Annotated in this window: 19 protein-coding genes; 8 read left to right on the top strand and 11 right to left on the bottom strand. The window is 42.5% G+C overall.

Annotated elements, in window-relative coordinates; genetic code table 11:
* Positions 1-47 precede the first annotated feature (47 nt).
* Positions 48-1,160: a family 10 glycosylhydrolase gene (locus EJP82_RS00775; RefSeq protein WP_127190110.1), complete on the top strand. Its 1,113-nt coding sequence runs from the start codon at positions 48-50 to the stop codon at positions 1,158-1,160.
* 3 nt (positions 1,161-1,163) lie between these two features.
* Here the strand turns inward: EJP82_RS00775 and mutY are convergent, their stop codons facing one another.
* Both mutY and acpS read right to left on the bottom strand, forming a co-directional pair.
* Positions 1,164-2,345 (bottom strand): A/G-specific adenine glycosylase, encoded by a 1,182-nt coding sequence (gene mutY, locus EJP82_RS00770; protein ID WP_127190109.1) that lies wholly within the window; start codon positions 2,343-2,345, stop codon positions 1,164-1,166.
* 11 nt (positions 2,346-2,356) lie between these two features.
* Complete coding sequence (gene acpS / locus EJP82_RS00765) at positions 2,357-2,749, bottom strand: holo-ACP synthase (protein ID WP_127190108.1); 393 nt, start codon at positions 2,747-2,749, stop codon at positions 2,357-2,359.
* Between the two features lie 149 nt (positions 2,750-2,898).
* Between acpS and EJP82_RS00760 the strand changes: the two genes are divergently transcribed.
* Positions 2,899-3,744: an alpha/beta hydrolase family protein gene (locus EJP82_RS00760; protein ID WP_127190376.1), complete on the top strand. Its 846-nt coding sequence runs from the start codon at positions 2,899-2,901 to the stop codon at positions 3,742-3,744.
* Between the two features lie 76 nt (positions 3,745-3,820).
* Here the strand turns inward: EJP82_RS00760 and EJP82_RS00755 are convergent, their stop codons facing one another.
* Genes EJP82_RS00755 through EJP82_RS00740 form a run of 4 tightly spaced genes read right to left on the bottom strand, consistent with a single transcriptional unit; the run spans position 3,821 to position 7,433 of the window.
* Entirely contained in the window at positions 3,821-5,017 is a 1,197-nt protein-coding gene (locus EJP82_RS00755) for an ABC transporter permease (RefSeq protein ID WP_127190107.1), read from the bottom strand.
* Positions 5,014-5,703, bottom strand: coding sequence for an ABC transporter ATP-binding protein (locus tag EJP82_RS00750; protein ID WP_127190106.1), 690 nt, complete (start codon positions 5,701-5,703; stop codon positions 5,014-5,016). The genes EJP82_RS00755 and EJP82_RS00750 overlap by 4 nt, the downstream gene beginning before the upstream one ends.
* Positions 5,700-6,761 carry an efflux RND transporter periplasmic adaptor subunit gene (locus EJP82_RS00745; RefSeq protein WP_127190105.1) on the bottom strand — a complete coding sequence of 354 codons (1,062 nt, stop codon included), beginning with the start codon at positions 6,759-6,761 and terminating at the stop codon, positions 5,700-5,702. Before EJP82_RS00745 ends, EJP82_RS00750 begins: the two co-directional genes overlap by 4 nt.
* A gap of 27 nt (positions 6,762-6,788) precedes the next feature.
* On the bottom strand, positions 6,789-7,433 hold the full coding sequence (locus EJP82_RS00740; protein ID WP_127190104.1) for a YIP1 family protein: 645 nt from the start codon (positions 7,431-7,433) through the stop codon (positions 6,789-6,791).
* A 177-nt stretch (positions 7,434-7,610) separates the two neighbouring features.
* On the opposite strand from EJP82_RS00740, the gene EJP82_RS00735 reads away from it, so the two are divergent.
* Positions 7,611-9,131, top strand: a complete 1,521-nt coding sequence (locus EJP82_RS00735; RefSeq protein WP_127190103.1) for a response regulator — start codon at positions 7,611-7,613, stop codon at positions 9,129-9,131.
* Here the strand turns inward: EJP82_RS00735 and EJP82_RS00730 are convergent.
* A complete protein-coding gene (locus EJP82_RS00730; RefSeq protein ID WP_170220090.1) occupies positions 9,055-10,857 on the bottom strand; it encodes a cache domain-containing sensor histidine kinase in 1,803 nt (600 codons plus the stop codon). The genes EJP82_RS00735 and EJP82_RS00730 overlap by 77 nt on opposite strands.
* Before the next feature lie 190 nt (positions 10,858-11,047).
* Here EJP82_RS00730 and EJP82_RS00725 point away from each other — a divergent pair, with 190 nt between their 5' ends.
* From EJP82_RS00725 to EJP82_RS00710, 4 genes are all read left to right on the top strand, one after another.
* Positions 11,048-12,352: an ABC transporter substrate-binding protein gene (locus EJP82_RS00725; RefSeq protein WP_170220089.1), complete on the top strand. Its 1,305-nt coding sequence runs from the start codon at positions 11,048-11,050 to the stop codon at positions 12,350-12,352.
* Between the two features lie 103 nt (positions 12,353-12,455).
* The gene (locus EJP82_RS00720; protein ID WP_127190375.1) at positions 12,456-13,325 is read left to right on the top strand and encodes a carbohydrate ABC transporter permease; all 870 of its coding nucleotides are present in this window, start codon (positions 12,456-12,458) and stop codon (positions 13,323-13,325) included.
* Between the two features lies 1 nt (position 13,326).
* Complete coding sequence (locus EJP82_RS00715) at positions 13,327-14,133, top strand: carbohydrate ABC transporter permease (RefSeq protein ID WP_127190100.1); 807 nt, start codon at positions 13,327-13,329, stop codon at positions 14,131-14,133.
* Positions 14,134-14,143: 10 nt separating this feature from the next.
* On the top strand, positions 14,144-16,330 hold the full coding sequence (locus tag EJP82_RS00710) for an alpha-galactosidase (RefSeq protein ID WP_127190099.1): 2,187 nt from the start codon (positions 14,144-14,146) through the stop codon (positions 16,328-16,330).
* Between the two features lie 104 nt (positions 16,331-16,434).
* On the opposite strand, the gene nadE is transcribed toward EJP82_RS00710, so the two are convergent.
* The 3 genes from nadE to EJP82_RS00695 form a co-directional block, all read right to left on the bottom strand.
* Complete coding sequence (gene nadE / locus EJP82_RS00705) at positions 16,435-17,244, bottom strand: ammonia-dependent NAD(+) synthetase (RefSeq protein ID WP_127190098.1); 810 nt, start codon at positions 17,242-17,244, stop codon at positions 16,435-16,437.
* Positions 17,245-17,337: 93 nt separating this feature from the next.
* Positions 17,338-17,772 (bottom strand): BrxA/BrxB family bacilliredoxin, encoded by a 435-nt coding sequence (locus EJP82_RS00700; RefSeq protein ID WP_127190097.1) that lies wholly within the window; start codon positions 17,770-17,772, stop codon positions 17,338-17,340.
* 143 nt (positions 17,773-17,915) lie between these two features.
* Entirely contained in the window at positions 17,916-19,637 is a 1,722-nt protein-coding gene (locus tag EJP82_RS00695; protein WP_127190096.1) for a two-component system sensor histidine kinase NtrB, read from the bottom strand.
* 158 nt (positions 19,638-19,795) lie between these two features.
* On the opposite strand from EJP82_RS00695, the gene EJP82_RS00690 reads away from it, so the two are divergent.
* Positions 19,796-21,052, top strand: coding sequence for a BaiN/RdsA family NAD(P)/FAD-dependent oxidoreductase (locus EJP82_RS00690; RefSeq protein WP_127190095.1), 1,257 nt, complete (start codon positions 19,796-19,798; stop codon positions 21,050-21,052).
* Positions 21,053-21,064: 12 nt separating this feature from the next.
* Here the strand turns inward: EJP82_RS00690 and EJP82_RS00685 are convergent, their stop codons facing one another.
* Positions 21,065-22,306 carry an ABC transporter permease gene (locus EJP82_RS00685; protein ID WP_127190094.1) on the bottom strand — a complete coding sequence of 414 codons (1,242 nt, stop codon included), beginning with the start codon at positions 22,304-22,306 and terminating at the stop codon, positions 21,065-21,067.
* Positions 22,307-22,330: the final 24 nt, after the last annotated feature.

Here is a 22,330-nt window from a genome sequence, read left to right as displayed (position 1 = left end):
TTACAATGGCATCAGAATACAATCATTTATGAAAGGTGGATCATTTAATGAAACGGAAATTTATCTTCCTGATCGCTTCCATGCTAATCATCTCCATGGTATTCTTGCCCGTCAACAACAGTTACGCACAGACCGGTCCCTTTGTCACGGAAGTCATTGTTCGCACGGTCGACAACTTTAAGAATCATAACGATGTTGTTAAGTTTATGAACAATGCCAAGAAGCGTAACGTCTCAGTCATTAATTTAAATGTTAAAGAAGATGAGGATGATGCCGTTCCTTCAGGGTACGTTTTTTATCCAAGTACAATTGCTCCAATCGCCGCAGGTTATGCCAACTTTGATGCCGTTAAGGATGTAATAAAAGAAGCCCATGACCGTGGAATTCAGGTGCGAGCTTGGATTCCGCAGTTCCATGACAAAGCTGCATTTGATATGAACAGCGATTGGCAAATGAAAGCACTGGTTAACGGTCAGGTTGTTCCTTTTACAGGCTCAAACGGAAACGAGTATTTTGTAAATCCGCTCCATCCTGATGTTCAAGCCTATGAACGGTCCATTATTAAAGAAATCGCTACAAAATATGATATCGATGGTATCGTACTCGATTGGATTCGTTTCGACGATTACAATATGGATATGGGTAACTACACAAGACAACAATATCAATCACAATACGGCTATGATCCGATTACTATTAACTTTGGGATGGATAATGCTAAGCGTACAGAGTGGAACGAATGGAGAACAACAAAGCTTGGTGAATACGTGCAGGATGTGCGCAATGATCTGAATAGCATCACACCGGGTCTATTCTTCGGTGCTTATATTTTACCGCCGGAATTTATTGAATGTGGTCAAGACATCGCTAAATTTATACCACACATGGACTTCATCTCACCAATGGCTTACTTCGATGATTGGGAGTTTCCACCAAGCTGGGTCTATGATGAAACCGGTATTCTAAGTCAAACCAAACAAAAGATCGGTAGCACAGAAATTATCGCGACACTAGATACGGATTGGACAAATGCACAATACCATAATGTTCATCAGGGCATTCGAGCTAACTTCCCGGAAATTACAAATCTATCATTTTTCGTCTATGGTAAGTGGACGGATAATGACTTAAAGAAAATTGATAATCGCACAGGTTGGTAATCCTTAATTTAACTCAAAATAACGGTTCAATATTGTAAGAAACACCTTCGGAAAGGCGAGACTGGCCATATCTTGCTGATTGATCCAACGATATTCGCCAGAATCGCCTTCCCTTCCACCAAGAGTCGCTTCATCCCCACCGAATTCATATCCCGTACCGGATTCAGCTACATTATTTATTCGCTCTGCTACATCACCAAAACGAAATACGCGCAGATTCCAGTGGATATGACTAAACGTATGCTCGGCGTCCATATAAGCACCCTCAGGCTTTACGTCTATGCCAACTTCAGCAAGTTCCCCCACCAGTTGATCCATTGCAGGCGCATCCAGTAGCCCGGCACCTTCTAAAGGAGATACATTAGCCAACATGTGAGGCAATTCCCACATTCGTGCGAGTAGCCCCTTGTCTGCACGGCGACGGATCAGAACGCGTCCTTCGTTACGTCCACTCCCCTCTACAAGGGCAACGAATCGATATTCCGGACGTGGCGGCTTCGCCTTACTCTTCACCGGCAACTCATCCACAACACCTTCTAATCGTGCTGCGCAATGCTCCATCACAGGACAAGTCAGGCAGCTTGGGGATTTCGGTGTACATACTAGTGCACCCAGTTCCATTAAGGCCTGATTGAAATCAGAAGCTCGGCCTTGTGGAATCAATCCTGCTGCCAGTTCTTCAATCATGATACGAGTACGGGCTTTCATTATATCTTCCTCAATCAGAAAATATCGCGACAACACACGCATCACATTACCATCGACCGCAGGTTCCGGCTGGTTATAGGCAATACTTAGAATAGCTCCAGTTGTATAGGGACCAACACCCTTTAGTGCAGACACCGCTTCTTTGTCATTCGGAACAACTCCGCCATGTCTTTCCATGACTTGCTGTGCCGCTGTCTGTAGATTACGGGCACGAGAGTAATAACCAAGTCCTTCCCAGCATTTAAGCACATCCTCTTCCGGCGCTTCCGCTAGATCAGCAATACTTGGAAACCGCTCAATAAAGCGATGGAAATACGGAATCACCGTATCGACTCTGGTCTGTTGCAGCATAATCTCTGATACCCAAATATAATAAGGATCACGGTGTCTGCGCCAAGGCAAGTCACGCTTCGATCGGTCATACCAAACTAACAATTCCCTACTAAAATAAGCCTTACTATCTATAATTTCTTGCATTGTAATCTCCTTTATTTCAATTGCTCTACAACGACAAACGCAGATGCCATATGCCGTTCATGTGTAATACTAAGATGTATATTATATTCCTCAGGTCCTCGTAACTGCAATCTTGTCCAAGCCTCAGATGACAAAGAAACGAATGGCTTCCCCTTAACGTCGGGTAGAACTTCCATGTCCTTAAATCCTAATACTTCACCAATTCCACAACCAAATGCCTTACTCAGTGCTTCCTTAGCAGCAAAGCGACCTGATAGAAACTCCGCCGGACGCGCCAACCTTCCGGGCAACTCTAACTCTGCGGGGGTCAGCACTCGGTGCATCAGCTTTTCACCGATTCTTCCCTTTAACATTGCTTGAACCCGTTCTATATCAACCACATCGTGTCCAATTCCATAAATCAAGACGATTCCTCTCTTCCTGATCTTGCATTTTACAAAGATAAAGCCACAACAATATCATTTTAACAGGGAAGCTGTCTTGAAGCGAGTCTACCGTGTCTTCTATGGTATAATTATTGGATAATAAACCCATCAAGGAAGGGAGAATGATGATGGCGAGTGATTTCAATATCCCGTTAGAAGAAGGTGTCATTTTACACTGTACCCGATTTCCGGCACAAAGCGCACCAGTAGGTCTGATCATTATTGCCCACGGGTATAAAGGATTTAAGGACTGGGGGATGTTCCCCTATGTTGCAGATCAATTAAGCCAAACTAATGAAGTGATTACGTTCAACTTTTCTCATAACGGAATTGGAGAGGATCCACTTGAATTCACGGAACTAGAGAAATTCGCCCTGAATACATACCAGCGAGAGCTTTCTGATCTGAATGCCTTAATTGATTATTTGCTCAAAGAAGAAGTTCTGCGGAATTTACCACTATATCTGCTCGGACATAGTCGGGGAGCTGCCGTCTGCCTTGTTCATACCCTTGATCACCCCGACACCGTATCCGGCGTCATTTCCTGGAATGGTATCACTGACCTCGACCTATTCACTGCCCAGCAAAAAGATGAAATGCGCAAGAACGGACGCAGTTTCGCCCAGAATGGACGTACAGGTCAACAAATGCCACTTGATGTCGCGATTCTCGATGATTTGGAACATCACAAAGAACGGTATGACATTCTAGAGAGACTAACTAAGGTTAGCTTCCCTATTGTACTGATTCAAGGCACCAAAGACGAGGTGCGTTTCCGAGAAGGATCTAGCAAACTAGTTGAACTGAGACCTGATATCGCCTGGGCTCAAATCGATGGGGGTAATCATACTTTTAATACCGTACATCCATTTCAAGGAACCACCCCACAGCTTGAAGAAGCTATCCAAGCTAGCATTTCCTTCATCCGTGACAGCTTAGTAGCACCAAACGAGACAGGTCACCCCCAGCCTTAACCCATCCTTAACCTAATATAAAACAAACAACCCGAAGCTCACAGCAGACGCTGTGGTTTCGGGTTGTTTGGATAAATTATTCATAACGTAGCGATTCGATCGGATGGAGCTTGGAAGCCTTGTTCGCCGGATACAATCCGAAGAAGATACCAACGGCTGCTGAGAAACCAAACGCCAGTAAAATGGCCCACATGGAAACGACAAATGGCCAACCCGATATGAGAGCGAAAATATAGGCTAGAAGCAATCCCAATAAAGCACCTATTGTCCCACCGATAAAGGATAGGGTCACGGCCTCAATCATAAACTGTAGCATGATCGTTCCCGGCGTTGCACCAATTGCTTTACGGATCCCGATCTCTCGCGTCCGTTCAGTGACGGACACAAGCATAATATTCATAACACCGATCCCACCGACTAGCAGAGAAATACCAGCAATGGAACCAATAACGGTTTGCAGAATAGAGAACGTACTCGATACCATTTGTTCTGCTTCTTTTCCCGTTTGCGTCAAATATGCCTTGGGTTCAACATTGTTCTTATCTGCAAGCCAAGCCTTAACCGTCTTGATCGTCTCTTGGATATTGTCTTGAGAGGTGGATAACACTTCTATTACTCCTAGTTGCTCACTCTCACCATTATTCCCTGTGGGCATCGCGGTGATCGGGGCAAAAGCCGAATACTGCTCTCCCTCCATCCCACTAAGGATATTTCCCTGGACTTTATACACGCCGATAATCCGAAAGGTGCCTCCAGAAAAAACGATCTTCCGACCGCTCGCCCCTTTAGTAGAGCCAAAGGCCTTTTCTGCATATTTCGAATCAACTACAATGACCTTCTGCCGCGCCCGCTCCTCCTGAGAATTAAAGAACCGGCCTTCAACCATATCAATTTTCTGCATCTTATGCATATCGGATGTCGTAGCCGTAATGTTTACCCGAAGTGAGTCTTTCTTAAGCTTCGTTGTCATTGAATAATTGAGTGATGCAGAAACATAACGTACGCCTTTGAGCTTCCGCGCTTCCGTTAAATCTCGGAACCGGAAGCTTGTATCCACCGTCTCGCTCTCTGAGTAATTGGGATATACAACGAAATAACCATCATTATAATTTGACACCATCGAAATGATGGAAGATTGGCCTGCCTGCCCGATAGAGACAACGGTCACAACCGCTGCCACACCAAATACGATACCAATCATCGTTAAGAAGGATCGGAGTTTGTTCATCCGCAGATTGTCCAAAGCTACCCATATGCTCTCCCAAATACTCATGATCGCACACTTTCTTTGCGTGTATCCTTAAGCAATGCTCCATCGCCGAATAATAAGATACGTTCCGCATGTTCAGCAATATCAGGCTCATGAGTCACCAGGACAATCGTCGTTCCCTCTTGATGAATCTCTTTGAAGAGCCTCATGATATCATTCGATGATTTCGTATCTAAATTCCCCGTTGGTTCATCAGCAAGCAGAATAGGTGCATTCATTGTAAGTGCACGGGCAATTGCTACCCGTTGCTTCTGACCACCTGATAGCTCAGTAGGACGATGCTTCACCCGGTCTTCAAGCCCAACCCGCTCTAGTAGTTCAATTGCACGTTCATTTCGCTTCTCTCGTGAAATCCCTGCATACATCATCGGAAGCGTCACATTTTGCAGCACAGTTTGACGCCCTAGTAGATTAAAACTTTGGAAAACGAAGCCTATCTTACGATTCCGAACTCTGGACAATTGGTCCTCATCTAAAGTATGAACCTCTTCTCCATCCAGTACATACCGACCCGCGGTCGGCACATCCAGACAGCCAATAATATTCATAAGCGTTGACTTGCCTGAACCCGAAGAACCCATGATCGCCACGAATTCTCCCTTTTCAATCTTGACGTTAAACGGCATAAGGGCCTGAACTTCAAGTGGACCATTCTTGTACACTTTCGTGATGTCAGATAAGGTAATCATCGAAGTTTCACCTTGTCTCCGTCACGGAGCAATTCCGCGCCTTCCACGGCAATTTCCTCGCCAATGCCCACACCAGTGAGTATCTCAATTTGATCCTCACTCTCCTTACCCGTCGTTACTACCGTTTTAACAGCCCTTCCTTCATGCACCTTAAATACGAAGGGCTGATCTCCGGTATACTGAATTGCCTCCATTGGAACGAGTAAACGCAATTTATCAGGAATAACCATTTCAATCGTTACATTATAACCTGGCCGTAGTTCAGGTGAGCTCTCTCCTAGCTCCACAGTCATTTCTACTGTTGCATCTTTAGATGCAGGATCGATTAACTCAGCCATCTTAGCCAAATAACTTACTTGTCCATTATAGGTTCCAGTAATGGACTCACCCGTAACAACTGCACTCATACCCATTGAAACTTTTCCTGCATCCAACTCATTCAAATAGGCCTTAACGTTGTAGGAAGACAGATCGGATACAGTAACGATCCCACTTCCTTCCGTAATCAGTTGACCTTTATTTACGGAGATATGGGTTACAACCCCGTCTTCTGCTGCGTTAACCGAACTGTTATTCAGCCTTTTCTCTAGTGAAGCAATGGTTAACTTACTACTCTTAATCCGTAAATCAAACTGCGTTAAGTCAAGATCCTCCATTTCCATGCTTGGATCATCAATTATGGAATTTTTAAACTTATCAAAGTGTTGCTTCTTGGCGCTGAGACGCTCTGCTTCTGCCAACTCCAAATTAATCTTTTCCTTTGCGAGCTGGTCCGTAATCTCATCCATGCTAAGTGTCAGTAGACTCTGACCTTTTTTCACCACATCTCCAAGCTTGACGCTCACAGATTCCACTACACCACTTACCGGCGAATAAATCTCCGTCGTCTTCTTTGCCTCCAACTTACCGTTCGTATAAATTTGCTCAATAATGGTGCCCTCCGTCACTTTCACAGAAGTAACTTCGGTTGCTTTGTTCAAACTCGTAATGTTAACTACTGCTAGTATGATAATAATAAGTGCTACAATTACACCCCATACCCACTTTTTCTTTAGCATTCCATCACCTATCCTATGTAACTTAATTTATAAAATTAGCAAAGAACCCACCGAAATAATCAGCCATGCACCAATAATCCACTTTCCAACCACCTTACGTGGACGTCCCATCATAATTGCGGCTCCAACCACGTACATAATGATTCCCCAAATACCAAAGGGATTAATAAAAGACAAGACACGATACATCAAGCTCGCCTTATCCGATACGAAAGCACCTAAACTAAGCGAAACATCGTTTAGAGATTGCGCATCTGTGAATTTTAACATCAGTGAAGTTAACAAACCGTTTATAGATGTTGGCAATGCGGCGAAAGCTGCAACCGTGACTAACTGCATATATTTCGCTGATCCGCGCACCACTAGGTTCAGAAGCAGGAGCAGGAGCCCCATGAGGAAAATACCTGCTGCCGACATGAGAAACGCCATGATTATGCCAGAAATTTGTGATATTCTTATGACTGCATCCATTGTTGCTGGATCTGTCTGCTGTTCTAGCAACTTATCGACTATATCTTTCTCCATTAACGACAGTTGTAGGAAAACTGTAACTATTGAGAGCAACATAGTCACTGCCAAAGGTATAATCCAAGCTGCCTTGCTTTCTTTAACTCTTTGAAACGTCTCTACCGGTGATACAAAGATCGTGAATACATTTTTCAACCATTTCATCCCCCTTTAACTTGTATATCGATTTACAAAAATAAACAGTCCTTACTGTCTATACGAGATCATAGCAAAAAAGATTCACAAGTGTATATATTTACTTATTAGATTGACGTGTGAAGATAGAATACATATGCTTATCTCGAAACATTTCATTATGTTTGTATTGTTAAGGAGGCATCTATGTTGAGAGTCATTATAGCTGACGATGAACGCTTAATAAGGTTAACACTTCGAAGTATGATTGAAGATATGTCACTTAATATACAGATTGTAGCTGAGGCCAAAGATGGAACTGAGCTATTACAATATGTGGAAGGACATCATCCAGACCTAGTTTTTGTTGATATTCGAATGCCGGGACTAAACGGATTAGAAGCAATGGAGCAAGGTAAGGGATTATCTCCTCATACACAGTGGATCGTGTTAACTGGTTTTTCAGATTTTAACTATGCAAGGAATGCACTTCGTCTTCAGGCGTTTGATTATTTGCTGAAGCCTGTCAGTCCAGAGGAACTCGAAGCGAGTCTGTCCAAGGTGCTGCTTGCACTTGAAGCGAATGTAAATCAAATGGCGAATCATTTTGAAACCGCTGTAAATTCACTATTTCATCGCACCCGATCTGTTGAAGAAATTGAAACAACGTATCATTTGCAAGACTATCGTTTCTCAATTACGTTGTTCAATATCGATAGCTATTTAACAGAGCAGGAACAGACGAAACTCCGTTTCCAATGGATTGTTAATTTAAAAGAGGCTTATAGTGAGCAAATACAATTCGCAATGTTAGAGAATGCAATCTCTTTCGTTACACTTCCGAATGGTGATCTAGCACAAGTTATAGGGTGGCGCAAATCTGCTGAACAGCGGATGAAGCTCCAACTCCCACTTATCCAACAAATACTCACTCAACAAATTCAGCAATTTCAAACCAGTTCATGCATTGTGACTGGGTTTCAGTGTGATCGCGAAATGGATTTGTTTGATTTAGAGGAAGGCATAAATAAACTTGCAGGTCTCTTTTCATTACGCCGTCTATTACCTCCTGGTAGACTTTGGCTGGAGCATGAAGTTGTTTCATTAGCCGAAAAGCCAAATTATATGATCATCAGTGAACAAGTCGATAAGTTATGCAAACTAGCGCATATGCAAGACTATTTTCAATATGAAAATGAATTGACACAGCTTGTACAAAAGATACAATCACTGAACCAGTACGACCAACATGCTGTGCAGAACCTACGTGTATTCCTATGTACATCTCTAGGGTGCGAGCTTGAGACCGGTGGGCAAATTCATCTGTGGGTCAAGTCGTTACAGAGTGTACAAGAAAGTCGCTTGGCTGAGAAAGCCCAAACTGAACTATCACAGAATGATTTAATTCAACGAGTATTAAATTATGTAAATTCAAATTATATGAATGACATTGGAATAGGACAGATCGCGCATGACATGGATGTAACTCCAAATTATTTAAGTTCATTGTTTCATAAGAAAACAGGTAAGAAATTTATGAAGTATTTAACCCATATTCGGATGGTTAAAGCGAAAGAGTTGTTTTTGACGAAACCTGGACTTAAGGTGCAGGAAGTAGCCGAACAAGTCGGCTACTATAGTACCCGTCATTTTACGAGGTTATTTCTGGAGCAATTTGATTGTTATCCTTCTGAACTTCATCAAAAGATGAATCCCAAACAATTGTAATTCTGGATTCCGTTCCTACATTAACAATACTCTGAATTTCAAAACGTGCGTTGTCTTTACCATAAGCGATTATCAACCGTTCACGGACATTTTGGAGCCCAACGCTATTGGAACTGTGAGGCAATTTCCGTTCTGGAATAAATCCCACTCCATTATCTGTAATTTTGATTTGTACAGCAGGAGTACCGTTGTCATCGATCATTTCAGTGCGAATATTCACCATACAAGGATGATTCGCCGGTTCGCAACCGTGAATTATTGCATTCTCTAATAAAGGCTGCAGCAGCAGTTTCGGAATACGAAATGATTTAAGCTCAGACTGATAAGACTGTGTGATCGTTAATCGATCATCAAAGCGTAGCTGCTGCAATTCACCGTAACGTTGCATAAACAGAAATTCCTCTTCAATGCTAGACCAATCATTATACTCTAATGAGTATCGCAACATGCCGCTAAGGGCAAGAATCGCTTTCTCCAAGGTAGCCTTTTCACCCGCACGATTCAATCCGATCCAACCATTAAGAATGTTATATAGGAAATGAGGATGGATTTGCGACTGTAGTGCGCGATACTCTGCATCTCGCTTGGCAAGATCGGTACGATACTCACGAATGATTATTTCATTAAGTTGAGATATCATTTGATTCAATGCTACACCGAGTTGAGCTATCTCATCTCGGCCCTTTGCGTTGAACCGAGCATCTAGATTACCACGCTGCACTTTGCGCATGACTTGAATCATTTGCTTGAATGGATTTATGATATTTCGTGATAAATATAGGAACAACACAAAAGTGACGATGAGGCCGATACTCAGGAATAGAAAGGCGACTGTATACAGCCAACGAACCTTAGAAGCAGACTCTTCAGCAGATAGTAATACGGTTATTTTCCATTCAGCTTGGGGTATGCTCTCTGTTACTTTAGCATAGTCCTTCCCGCTTACATTGGTAACCCCGCTTGACCCTCCGATGTCACTCAAGGCCTCTGTCGGAATGGGCTTGCTAGAGTACAATAACTGATTATTATCATCTTGAATAACGACGATGGAACTGACATCAAAAGAAATATCCCTTACCATTTTGTTCAATATATTGTTATCCGCCTCGGCCATAATGACCGCAAGGGGTTGCCTTGAATCCGGATCCTTAATGAGTCTAGCAACTGAGAATACCTGCTGCTGTTCGGAGAACATTAAATAGTCTCGCTTATGCGCACTAATAAAGGCAACATTCCCGTCTGCTTCGACCGCTTGCTTGTACCAGAATTGATTTTGATATGGAAATCCAGGAATGGGTCCTGTCATCTCCTCTTTCGAGTCCGTAACATATACAGTACCATCATTCGAAATGAGAAGCGTACCAAGAATATCTTTTCTCGTATTTTGTAACATGATGGGTAGGGTCTCATTTAATGCACGATCAGCGATCAACTTGGTATAATCGTCTGAGTTTTCGTATTGTTTATTCGCTTTTAACTTCAACGCATACATAATGTTTTCATTCCAAAAAGGCATCATCGTAATACGTTCTAGGTCATCTAGATAAGTCTCAATGTTTCGCGCCATCGCCTTCAACGTACCTTCCGTTAAAACTTGTTTCTCTTTCGTAATCATTGTCTGATAGTAATAAGGAATGACGAAACCAATTAATAACACAGGAATAACAATGGTCATGACAAAGAGACTGGTAAGTTTAAAACGAAATGTATATAGATGATGACGCACCTTGAAACCTCCGCCTTTGCTATATATTCGTGTTAATGTAGCGATATGAATTATCATAGCCTAGTTTATCCATATCGAATAGATGTGTAGAAATCGTCTTATAGATCGTAGTTTCGGGGCATATGTAAGCGCATTCCGAATTGCTATATTGTTTATAGAAACATTCATCTTATCCATAGGGGGAATAGACATGAGAAAAAGTTGGTTGTCGATGATATGCCTAGTGCTACTTCTTGTAACAGCGCTTACAGCATGTGGATCGAACAAAAATGCAGGTGGGAATACGGCGGGGAATGATACAGCAAACAAAGCTGAAACGAAGTCACAAGAGAATGTCACATTAACGGTATCAACGAACGTCGTAGGTGAGCAAGCGAAGGTGCTTCAAGATATTTCGAACAAATTTATGGTAGATAACCCTAACATTAAAGTAGAGTTCAGTGCACCAGGTAAAGATTACGAGAACATGATGAAAGTTAAAATGGCTTCGCAGGACATGCCAGACGTTTTCGCAACACACGGTTGGTCGAAGAACCGTTATGGTGAATATCTTTTGGACCTATCTGGTGAAGCATGGGCTAACGACTTAGATCCAGCAATCAAGCCAAGTGTGTCGGATGAAACAGGCAAACTATATGTACTTCCGATGGACCAAGACAAATCAGGACCGGTGTACAATATTGACCTCCTGAAAGAATACGGATTGGAAGTTCCAACTACTTACGATGAGTTTCTTGCAGTTGCTGAAGCAGTCAAGACTAAAAGCAATGGTAACGTCGTAGCGGTTCATATCGGTGGGGCAGATTCATGGCCAATCGGACAATTCTTCGACTTCTTTGCTACACCGCTCTTAATTAGTGCAGAGCAGAATTACAGCCAAGCGTTTCTAGATGGTACGTTTGATTGGAATGAGTTCGATAAATTACCTCAAATGCTCAAGGATCTACAAACTAATGGATATTTGAACAAAGACGTACTTACAGCAAAATATAGCGATTCCGCCAAAGCATTCGCAGAAGGTAAAGCAGTATTCGGAGTGTATGGACCTTACTTTATTGAAGAAGCGAAAAAAATAAATCCAAACCTAAATGCAGGTCTGATGCCAATTCCTTCAATTCAAGCAGGAGATATCCCAACATTCGCTGGCGGAGAGAAAACAACTTGGGGAATATCGAAAGATTCCAAAAATATCGATGCCGCAAAGAAATTCGTAGCTTACTTTGCACAATCTGATAACGTTTCTGCCGTAGCGAAATCAAACCAATTGCCTCCTGGACTTTCTAACGTTGCGATTGATGCGGGTGAATTGACAGCCTTCTACGAGCAATATAAAGAAACACCTGTACTTCCTTTCTTCGACCGTGTCTATTTGCCAAATGGAATGTGGGATGTGTTGTGTAAGAATGGTCAAGACATTCTCGCAGGCGGCATTGATGCAAGAGCATACTCCGAGAATATGAAGAAAGAATTCGACCGTCTTCGTGCAACCAAATAAATGTGATTGAACAACTTAACAGATGCCCAGGTGAGCTTTTCAAGGGATCCTGGGCTTTTCTCTTAAGTTCGAGGAGAAAGGGCTGGTGTAAGTGAAGCGGAAAATGTTGAGTTCCTCGACAATTTTAAATGTTATGTACATCCCTGCATTAATTTTTTTCGCAGTGTTTATTTTTTATCCATTCATTGAAGGTATCCGCATTTCATTCACGAATTGGGATGGTTACTCTCAACAATATAGCTATGTAGGCTTTGAGAAATACTGGGCTATGTTAAGTGATAAGAATATTGGAACTACGATCATCAATACTATTATTTTCGGATTCGGTAGCACAATACTCCAGAATGTCTTAGGACTTGCTTATGCATTATTTCTTGATCAGCAATTACGAGCTAAAGGATTCGTAAGAACCATCGTATACTTACCAGTCATTATCAGTTCGTTAATTATGGGTTATATTTGGTACTTCTTCTTCCAATTTGACGGCGGAGCTGTTAATGATATCTTGGCACTATTCGGCGCACAACCGGTCGACTGGTTGGCGAGCGGTCCTAGAGCAGTATGGATTATTACATTTGTAAACACGTTCCAATTTATGGGTGTAGCCATGACAATCTTCGTTGCAGGGCTTCAGTCCATTCCGAAGGACTACTATGAGGCGGCTTCTATTGATGGAGCTAACTGGTGGTCAAAATTCAAAAATATAACACTTCCATTACTGATGCCTGCTATTACGGTAAATGTGGTCTTGAACATTATCGGTGGTCTGAAGCTGTTCGATGTAATCGTAGCGATGACTAACGGGGGCCCAGGATATGCTTCTTCGTCCTTGTCCACGATGATGTATAACTTATACTTTGCACGTCAAGATGCTGGATATGCCGCAGCGTTAGGAAATGTAATGTTCTTATTTATTGCGATTGTAAGTATTACTTCACTCATTCTTCTCAAGCGAAAAGAGGTGAAGTTGTAATATGAAAACTATAAAATACAGCATATTAACCTTGATGGGTATCGTTCACTTAATTCCTTTCTATATTTTGCTAAGTATGGCCTTGAAACCGTCGGATGACACGAGTTCAAAGTGGGTTTTCCCAACAAATATGACCATGGATAACTTCACGAATGCTTGGAATCAGGCCCATTTAAGCCAGGCACTCGTGAACAACTTTATCATTACGTTTTGTTCCGTCATATTGATTGTATTTATTGGTGCGTTCGCATCGTATCCACTATCACGTTTTCCAACCAAGTGGAATCAGTTCATTTATTTACTCTGTATATCCTGCTTAATTGTTCCGGCGCTAACGATTCTAGTTCCGTTGTATTCGATGATTGTTGACTTAGGCGGGATAAATACGTATTGGGCCGCCATTCTAACGCAGGTTACGTTCCAGTTACCATTAACGATTTTCCTATTCACAGGGTTTATCAGTTCAGTACCGAAGGAATTAGACGAAGCTGGACTTATCGATGGTTGCAACAAGTTTGCGATTTTCTTCCGTATTATTCTGCCATTGCTGAAGCCCATTACAGCAACCGTTATTATTCTGACCGGCTTGAATGTATGGAATGACTATCAGTTCTCTATCTTCTTCTTGCAAAGAGTTTCGGTGCAGACGATCCCTGTCGCACTTTCTCAGTTCATTTCGCAATTTCAGAACCAAATCAGTTGGGTGGCCGCAGGTTGTGTAATTGGAATGCTACCTGTTACTATTCTCTATTTATTCTTACAAAAATATTTCATTCGTGGTCTTGCGGATGGCGCTGTAAAGGGGTAGTTGAATTATCATGGGAATTATATATAACGCAGACAATGGGATTTTTCATCTACAATCGAAGAAGACCAGTTATATTTTCCAAGTAGATCATCGTGGTTATTTAGTACATTTACATTGGGGACGGAAAATAACCGATTCTGACTTAACACAGTTCCTTCCGATAGTGGAGCGTCCCTTCTCACCTATGACTGACCCAGATGAACCCTATTTCTCACTTGATGTTGTAGCACAGGAGTATCCGGGTTATGGCACATCAGATTTTCGCCAGCCCGCCTATCAAATACAGTTCGATAACGGAACAACGGCAGCAGAATTACTCTATCAATCCCATCGGATTGTGCCTGGAAAACCACGGTTAGAAGGTCTTCCAGCTACTTATGTCGAGTCGGATACAGAAGCGAATACGCTGGAGATCACTCTCTTAGATCCAGTGAGTAATATGGAAATATGTTTAAGCTATACCGTATATGAGAGCTTTGATGCGATTGTGAGATCTACACGTTTTACCAATCAAGGGAAGCAGCCAGTTCGATTACTTCGGGCATTAAGCGCTAGTATTGATTTCCATCATAAGTCTATGGAGTGGATTCAATTATCTGGTGCATGGGCCAAAGAGCGATGGATGCATCGGAAGTTGCTCGCGCCAGGTATTCAATCCGTGGAGAGCCGTCGGGGTGCAAGTAGCCATCAACATAATCCGTTCATTGCATTAGTGGAGCCGACCACGACAGAGGATCATGGTGATGCGTATGGATTTAGCCTGGTCTATAGCGGTAATTTTCTAGCTTCCATCGAGGTAAATCAATTCCAGACTACTCGCATCAGTATGGGAATTAATCCATTTGATTTCAACTGGTTACTTGAACCATGTGAAACCTTCCAAGCTCCAGAAGTGGTGATGGTTTATTCCAGTGAAGGGCTCGGTGGCATGTCTCGGCAATATCACAAGATCTATCGCACACGATTAAGTCGTGGGAAGTATCGCGATCAAGTACGACCCATTCTCGTTAACAATTGGGAAGCAACCTATTTTGATTTCAACCAGGAGAAGATCGTTAGTCTAGCTGATGAAGCGAAGAATCTGGGAATTGAGTTATTCGTATTAGACGACGGATGGTTCGGGAAGCGCAACAATGATCGGACTTCTTTGGGCGATTGGTTCGTGAATCTTGAGAAACTACCAAATGGCCTATCAGGACTTGCGAAAGAGTTGAACGAACGGGATTTGCAGTTCGGGGTATGGTTAGAACCTGAAATGATCTCCGTAGATAGTGAATTATATCGGGCTCATCCTGATTGGTGTCTGCATCTTCCCGACCGTCGTCGAACCGAAGGACGGTTCCAGTTAATCCTTGATCTATCTCGACAGGATGTATGTGACGTTTTAATCGAAAACTTAAGTGGTGTTCTATCCTCTGCACCTATAAATTATGTTAAATGGGATATGAATCGCAATATGACGGAGATCGGTTCTGCTTGTCTCCCCCCAGAACGTCAACGGGAGACAGCTCATCGTTATATGCTTGGGCTATATCGAGTGTTAGATACCATCACAGAGCGTTTCCCACATATTCTTTTTGAGAGCTGTTCTGGCGGTGGAGGTCGGTTCGATCCGGGAATGCTCTATTACATGCCCCAGACGTGGACAAGTGATAATTCAGACGCTATTGAACGATTAAAGATTCAATACGGAACGAGCTTAGTATATCCTATTAGCGCAATGGGGTCACATGTTACAGCTGTTCCGAATCATCAGGTTCATCGAATTACGCCCCTTAGCACAAGAGGTAATGTCGCTCTGTCGGGCAATTTTGGATACGAGTTAGACTTAACTAAGATGACATTAGACGAAAAAGAGCTTGTAAAAAAGCAAATTTCCCAATGCAAAGAAGTACGCGACCTGACATTCAATGGAGATTTCTACCGTTTAAGTAGTCCATTTGAAGGCAATGAAACCGCCTGGATGTTCGTATCGGAAGAACAAGACGAGGCTCTCGTCTTCTGGATCAAAGTGTTAGCCGAGCCGGCAGAGCCATTACGTCGCTTACAGCTACGTGGGTTAGACCCATCAGCCGTTTATGTAGAGCAATCGTTAGGGCTAACTATGCACGGAGACACGTTGATGTACGCAGGAGTTCAAGTTCCAGTTACTGCGGGTGATTTCCAAAGTGTGAGCTGGAGATTCAGGCGCTTATAATTTCAAGTAACTAAACCTGCAAAAAAGAGATAAAATCCATACTACTGTACTCGTAGTCATGAATCTTATCTCTTTTATTTGATACCATTTAAATATGAGCTACATTAAATCCCTGGAATTGGGCTACGTTTATGCTCAGTTTTACTATAGAAAGCTTCGAGACGCTCTCTAACAGCAGGGTCAATTTCTTTACCCTCTAAATAATCACTGTTATCTTCGTAGCTAATCCCTAGCTCCTTCTCATCGGTCTGGCCTTCCCATAAACCAGCAGTTGGTGCTTTATCAAGAATATCCTGCGGAACACCCAGACGAGCAGCAAGCGCGCGAACTTGGCGTTTGTTCAGCGAACTAAGCGGTGTAATATCTACCGCACCGTCACCCCACTTCGTATAGAACCCAGTAATCGCCTCGGAAGCGTGATCGGTACCTACTACGAGTAAATTCAATTCGAAAGATAATGCATATTGAACAACCATTCGAGTCCGCGCCTTAACATTCCCCTTACCCTGATGACTGATGTGACGTGACTGTCCAATAGACTTAAGTCCATGCTCTACTTCTAATGAGATCTCATTTACGGCTTCTTCGATATTGGTCTCCAAAGTATGCTTTAATTCAAAGGCCTTAGCTACGTCATAACTATGTTGAATGTCTTCCTGTTGGCCATAAGGTTGGAATACACCAAGTGTGATATATTCGTTACCCGTTTCCTGTGTCAATTCATCACTCGCTTGCTTACAAAGACCTGCCGCAACCGCACTATCTATCCCGCCGCTGATAGCAATCAGCAACCCAGAACTGCGGGAATTCTTCACATATTCTTTCAAAAAATCCACGCGGTTACGAATTTCCTGATCTACATCAATACTTGGCTTCACACCCAAACGCTTAATGATTTCCTGTTGCAAACTCATTGTCTGATCCCTCCACTAATGTATGTAATTATATAAAACGCCCCGCAAATACCGGTAAATGCCGATTTGCGGGGCGTCCCTTGACAGCTTTCCTTATCGACAGAAGCGATCAAAAGCACCGATTAATTCTGCAGCAATATCATCAGCAGAACGATCTTCAATCTGATGGCGTTCAATAAAATGAACAAGTTCTCCGTCCTTCAGCAAAGCAATGGAAGGTGATGAAGGTGGATATGGAGCAAAATATTCACGTGCTTTGGCCGTAGCTTCCTTATCTTGCCCAGCAAATACCGTAAATAAATGATCTGGAGTCAGGTCGTTCTGCAACGACTTGGCAACACCGGGGCGACATTGCCCAGCAGCACAACCACATACCGAATTCACAACGACCAAAGCCGTTCCTTTTGATGTAGGCAAATTCCCCTCTACTTCTTCAGGGGTACGTAATTCTTGAACTCCAAGAGTGGTTAGTTCATCCCTCATCGGTTGAACCATATCTCTCATGTATTGGTCAAATGACATCGACATTTCGCGCTCACTCCTTATGTTTACTAGCGATACATGGCTGACACTCTGCCACTTCACCGAGCTTTATTTTATTATACATTCAAAAGAAAGGAAAGCAACTTTCAAAAAGATCAACTCTTGTCCTAAGCTAATAGATTACTGTTTCAAAGAAAACTTTCGGTGATCGGAAAAAAAACAATAACTGCTGTTCCACTTCCCTCTTCCGATTCCACAGTAATATTCCCGCCATGACGCTCCACAATACTAAGACATAGCGCAAGCCCGAGTCCTGTCCCCTGGACCTTTGTCGTGTAGAAGGGCTCGAACAGCTTCTCCTTAAGTGCAGAAGGAATCCCCATGCCTGTATCCTTAACTATCATTTCTACACCAGATGGGGTAAGTTTGGTCTGTAGCGTTAGCTGTCCTTTCCCATCCATCGCCTCCATCCCATTGCGGGCTAGGTTTAGGATCACTTGCTTGATCTCCTTGGCATTAAGAAAAAGGGAAGGCACCTGCTCATCCAGTCCAACCTCTATGCTCTGACCACGTAAATTAGCATCCGCCCATAATAGCGGAGTTAATTCCTTAATTATGTCATGTAAGCTACATCGTTCCATATTAACTACCTGATTCTGAGCAATGGATAGAAAGTCATTAATTATACAGTTGGCACGATCTAATTCTTCCATCACAATCCGATAATAGTGGTCTAATGAAGAAGGACTCTGCTCCTTCATCAGTTGTAGGAATCCCCGTACTACACTCATTGGGTTACGAATTTCATGCGTAATTCCTGCGGCCATTTGACCAACGAGACTCAGGCGCTCAACATGGTTCAATTCCTTACGTAGTGCCTCAAGCTCTGTTATATCTTGTAAAATTATGACGACACCGATAGTTTCATCTGTATATCCCTTTTTTATAGGGGAAGTACTTGTAATGTACGTTTTATCACCATTATGTAGTAAGATGTTACTCTTAGACTCACCCTCCAGTGTTTTTTCAACCTGGGTAATGATACTTTCCAACTGAAACCCTTCTAGAACACTGTCCAGTTTTTGCTTGAGCAGATCGTCTCGTATCGCACTCGGATGTTCAATCCGGTATAATTGAAGAAAGGTGTCATTAATCGACACAATACCGTGCTGTTGATCTAGTAAAATAACGCTTAGTGGAGCGGCATCCATCATCTGTTGTAATTTCTCAGCTTCACGGAAATATTTACGTGACAATTGCATGACCTGAAGACGGAGTTTCTCTTTCTCCATGGTGCCCTCAATCATATAAATAAATAAGCTGGCAATCAACAGTGTAGTCACGATATTGGCTATAGCCGCAAATATAATGGTTACATCCAAATCAAAGTTCAAACCTCTATTTAATAGAGGGAAAATTGCGGAAGGTAGTTCGCCAATCACAGAATAAAGTGAGATTAACACGATCTTGCCATAACGGTCGCTATTCTTAAACCGATTGGATGCCAAAAGTATAATAGGGTACAGGAGTACGCCTGTCTCTAAGATCAGTCCTGTGATTGTGTAGTTTACTGCAAATATAGGATAAATGATAAGCTGGAGCAGAGCCAGGGCAATCCCATCTCGCAATCTACCATATAACATAAGAGCAAATAATGGAACAATGCCGAAATTGAGTGGAATAACTCCCCATAGCTGAACAGAGAAAAGTGAACACAGCAACATACTGATCATACAGGTAAGCATAAATCCCGTAGAATATGACTCTTTAGTACCTCTTCGTTCTTCTTGCCGCTCGGATTCCCAATTTCGAGACCAGTAATTGAAGGATTTCTCATAACATAACGGAAACAGACATGCGGGCAAACTAGCAATCAAGACCTGTAGTAGGATTTCCTTTACAGCATCCACTTTTTCCCTCCTCAGGTGGAAGAATAACATTCATGTCTCGATTAAAACATAGCCGACAGTTTTTTACAATAATTCTTATTTAAGACTAAAGAGTGACATGTATTCCACAAAAAAAATCAAATAAATACAAATAGATCTAGATCAAAAAGGAGATAAATATGTACGATGTAATTGTAGTTGGCGGGGGTTCAGCAGGCCTTATGGCAAGCGTCGCAGCTAGTGAAAATGGCGAGAAGGTCCTCCTTGTAGATAAAGGGGATAAACTAGGACGAAAACTTGGAATATCTGGTGGTGGACGATGTAACGTTACCAATAATAAAGAAATCGAAGACCTCATCAAGAATATACCGGGCAATGGACGCTTTCTATATAGTACTTTCTCTAAATTCAATAATAAAGATATCATAGCCTTCTTCGAAAATTTAGGAATTAAGCTCAAGGAGGAAGATAATGGGCGAATGTTCCCTGTGACAGACAAGGCTAAGTCTGTTGTTGATGCCCTAGTCAATCAGGTGCGGAAACAAGGAGTATCTATTCGAGTCAATTCTCCCGTTGAAGATGTACTCTACGCTAATGGCACGGTTGTAGGAATACGTCTCAAAACTAATGAGATCATTTATGGAAGAAAAGTTATTATAGCTTCGGGAGGAAAGTCTGTCCCTCATACGGGCTCTACAGGAGATGGGTATATTTGGGCAGAGAATGCAGGACATACAATTACAGAACTATTTCCGACTGAGGTCCCTATTACTTCAAACGAACCTTTCATTCAATCTAAAGAACTACAGGGTTTGTCTCTTAGAAACATTGGACTCTCAGTATGGAACCCAAAAGGTAAAAAGATCATTGAGCATCATGGTGATCTACTATTTACTCATTTCGGAATATCAGGACCAACAGCCCTAAGATGTAGTCAGTTTGTTGTCAAAGCCCTGAAGAAATATGATGTCGGAAATATCCTGCTTACCATAGATCTCTCACCAGACAAAAGTGTCGATGAAATCTTTTCTGAAACCTTAAAATTAACAAAAGCAGAACCCAAGAAGAGCATCAAAAATGTATTAAAAGGGTACCTGCCTGAAAGGTTAATCCCCCTTCTATTACAAAATGCCCAATTAAGCGAGGATTTGACTCATGACAATATTCCTAAACAGTCTTGGATGGCCCTTGCGAAACTTATAAAAACATTTCCTATAAGAGCCTATGGAACACTTTCATTAAGAGAAGCCTTCGTTACAGGTGGTGGGATAAATTTAAAAGAAGTAGATCCTACAACTATGGAGTCCAAAAAGATTAATGGATTATACTTTTGTGGTGAAATTCTTGATATTCACGGTTACACAGGCGGATACAATATTACGGCTGCCTTTTCAACTGGGTATACCGCCGGAAAACATGCCGCGGGAAAAGACTGAACGAACTTACTCTCAAATCTTCCTTCTCGAAGAAACCTTCCATGGAGCAGCTCCTAGCCACCAAGTTACGAGCACCGCACAAGGAATGGATAACAGGAGACCCCATCCACTGAGTAAAGAGAGCCCAAGTCCCGCGCTCAGGCACAGAATGGCCGGAAATAACATAATTCGTAGCGTTGGAATGGCGGAACGAAACTCCATATCGGAGCTAAGAGGGAGAATTCTCATCAGTTCCCGCGAAAAAAAGTAGCGTCGATAACTGTTCATCCAGTGAAGCAATAGAAATAACAGGAGAATGTATACGACGATGTTGATTGGGGCTGGTGGTAATTGAACCCCAATAAAGCCTAGCAACGTGAACAGAAGATAGCCTAGCGCATTTTTACTGCGTAAAATCGATTTAACAACTAACTCAGCCACTCTGGTCTCAGGACTACGCGAGGGTAACAGTGCATTCGAATGTTGAAACAATATTGGACGTGAGCGTACAGCGGAAGGACGATCAACAGCACCTAAGAGCAGTAAGCTGGTCAATTTCGTCTTCTGCCGCTCATCCTCACGAACCTCTGCCTCGAAACACCACTTCTTGTTAAATCTATACCATCCGAGTGGAATGGTAATAACAACGCAGAATAACAGAACTACTCCGAGATATCCTGTCCCATTGACGGTCCAGGCTATATATCCTGCAGCTAAAATACTAGTTACCAAAGATAGTAGTGCCCAGCGTTTCCACCCTTTCAACATGATGTTGATCAAATTTTCTAGAAACATATGTATACATTTAGCACCTAGTGTAACGAGATATAGAGATATAACTGCCGTACTATTCATTTCATAAATACGTTGCAACAGTGGCAGCAAAACGGCCACACCCGCTCCAAGTAATAGCACTTGACTCATAATCGAAACCAGAACACCGCGTAACATCAGACCTTTAATCCATCTCTGTTGCTGTCTCAAGAATAATACATCGGCTGCCTCGAGAAACAGAGTCAATCCGCCTCCAAGTAAGATGAGTCCCATCATCACTGATGGAACTGTAGAATAAGGCATTTGGACTAGCCAAGTGGGAAGGTCCTCATGCCACAAGCTATAGTAAATCCGTGCGAACAATAATATGCCGGGTACACCGATATATAGCATCACGATCCAATCTACTACAGTATTCAGCGCACGGTATTGTTTGCGGACAAAGTCGCACCCTCTTCTCATAAATAACTTATGAATGGTTGTCAATTGGGGCTTGGTCACAGACTTTCTCTCCTTCGATACAAT

The organism is Paenibacillus anaericanus (assembly GCF_003994475.1).
GTDB lineage: Bacteria > Bacillota > Bacilli > Paenibacillales > Paenibacillaceae > Fontibacillus > Fontibacillus anaericanus.
The sequence above is the reverse complement of the archived record's forward strand: the minus strand, read 5'-3'. Positions and strand labels throughout refer to the sequence as shown.

Coding starts and splice junctions, on each gene's coding strand:
- EJP82_RS00775 (WP_127190110.1), top strand. CDS start 48: ATGAAACGGAAATTTATCTTCCTGATCGCTTCCATGCTAATCATCTCC.
- mutY (WP_127190109.1), bottom strand. CDS start 2,345: ATGCAAGAAATTATAGATAGTAAGGCTTATTTTAGTAGGGAATTGTTA.
- EJP82_RS00760 (WP_127190376.1), top strand. CDS start 2,899: ATGGCGAGTGATTTCAATATCCCGTTAGAAGAAGGTGTCATTTTACAC.
- EJP82_RS00755 (WP_127190107.1), bottom strand. CDS start 5,017: ATGAGTATTTGGGAGAGCATATGGGTAGCTTTGGACAATCTGCGGATG.
- EJP82_RS00750 (WP_127190106.1), bottom strand. CDS start 5,703: ATGATTACCTTATCTGACATCACGAAAGTGTACAAGAATGGTCCACTT.
- EJP82_RS00745 (WP_127190105.1), bottom strand. CDS start 6,761: ATGCTAAAGAAAAAGTGGGTATGGGGTGTAATTGTAGCACTTATTATT.
- EJP82_RS00740 (WP_127190104.1), bottom strand. CDS start 7,433: ATGAAATGGTTGAAAAATGTATTCACGATCTTTGTATCACCGGTAGAG.
- EJP82_RS00735 (WP_127190103.1), top strand. CDS start 7,611: ATGTTGAGAGTCATTATAGCTGACGATGAACGCTTAATAAGGTTAACA.
- EJP82_RS00725 (WP_170220089.1), top strand. CDS start 11,048: ATGAGAAAAAGTTGGTTGTCGATGATATGCCTAGTGCTACTTCTTGTA.
- EJP82_RS00720 (WP_127190375.1), top strand. CDS start 12,456: ATGTTGAGTTCCTCGACAATTTTAAATGTTATGTACATCCCTGCATTA.
- EJP82_RS00715 (WP_127190100.1), top strand. CDS start 13,327: ATGAAAACTATAAAATACAGCATATTAACCTTGATGGGTATCGTTCAC.
- EJP82_RS00710 (WP_127190099.1), top strand. CDS start 14,144: ATGGGAATTATATATAACGCAGACAATGGGATTTTTCATCTACAATCG.
- nadE (WP_127190098.1), bottom strand. CDS start 17,244: ATGAGTTTGCAACAGGAAATCATTAAGCGTTTGGGTGTGAAGCCAAGT.
- EJP82_RS00700 (WP_127190097.1), bottom strand. CDS start 17,772: ATGTCGATGTCATTTGACCAATACATGAGAGATATGGTTCAACCGATG.
- EJP82_RS00690 (WP_127190095.1), top strand. CDS start 19,796: ATGTACGATGTAATTGTAGTTGGCGGGGGTTCAGCAGGCCTTATGGCA.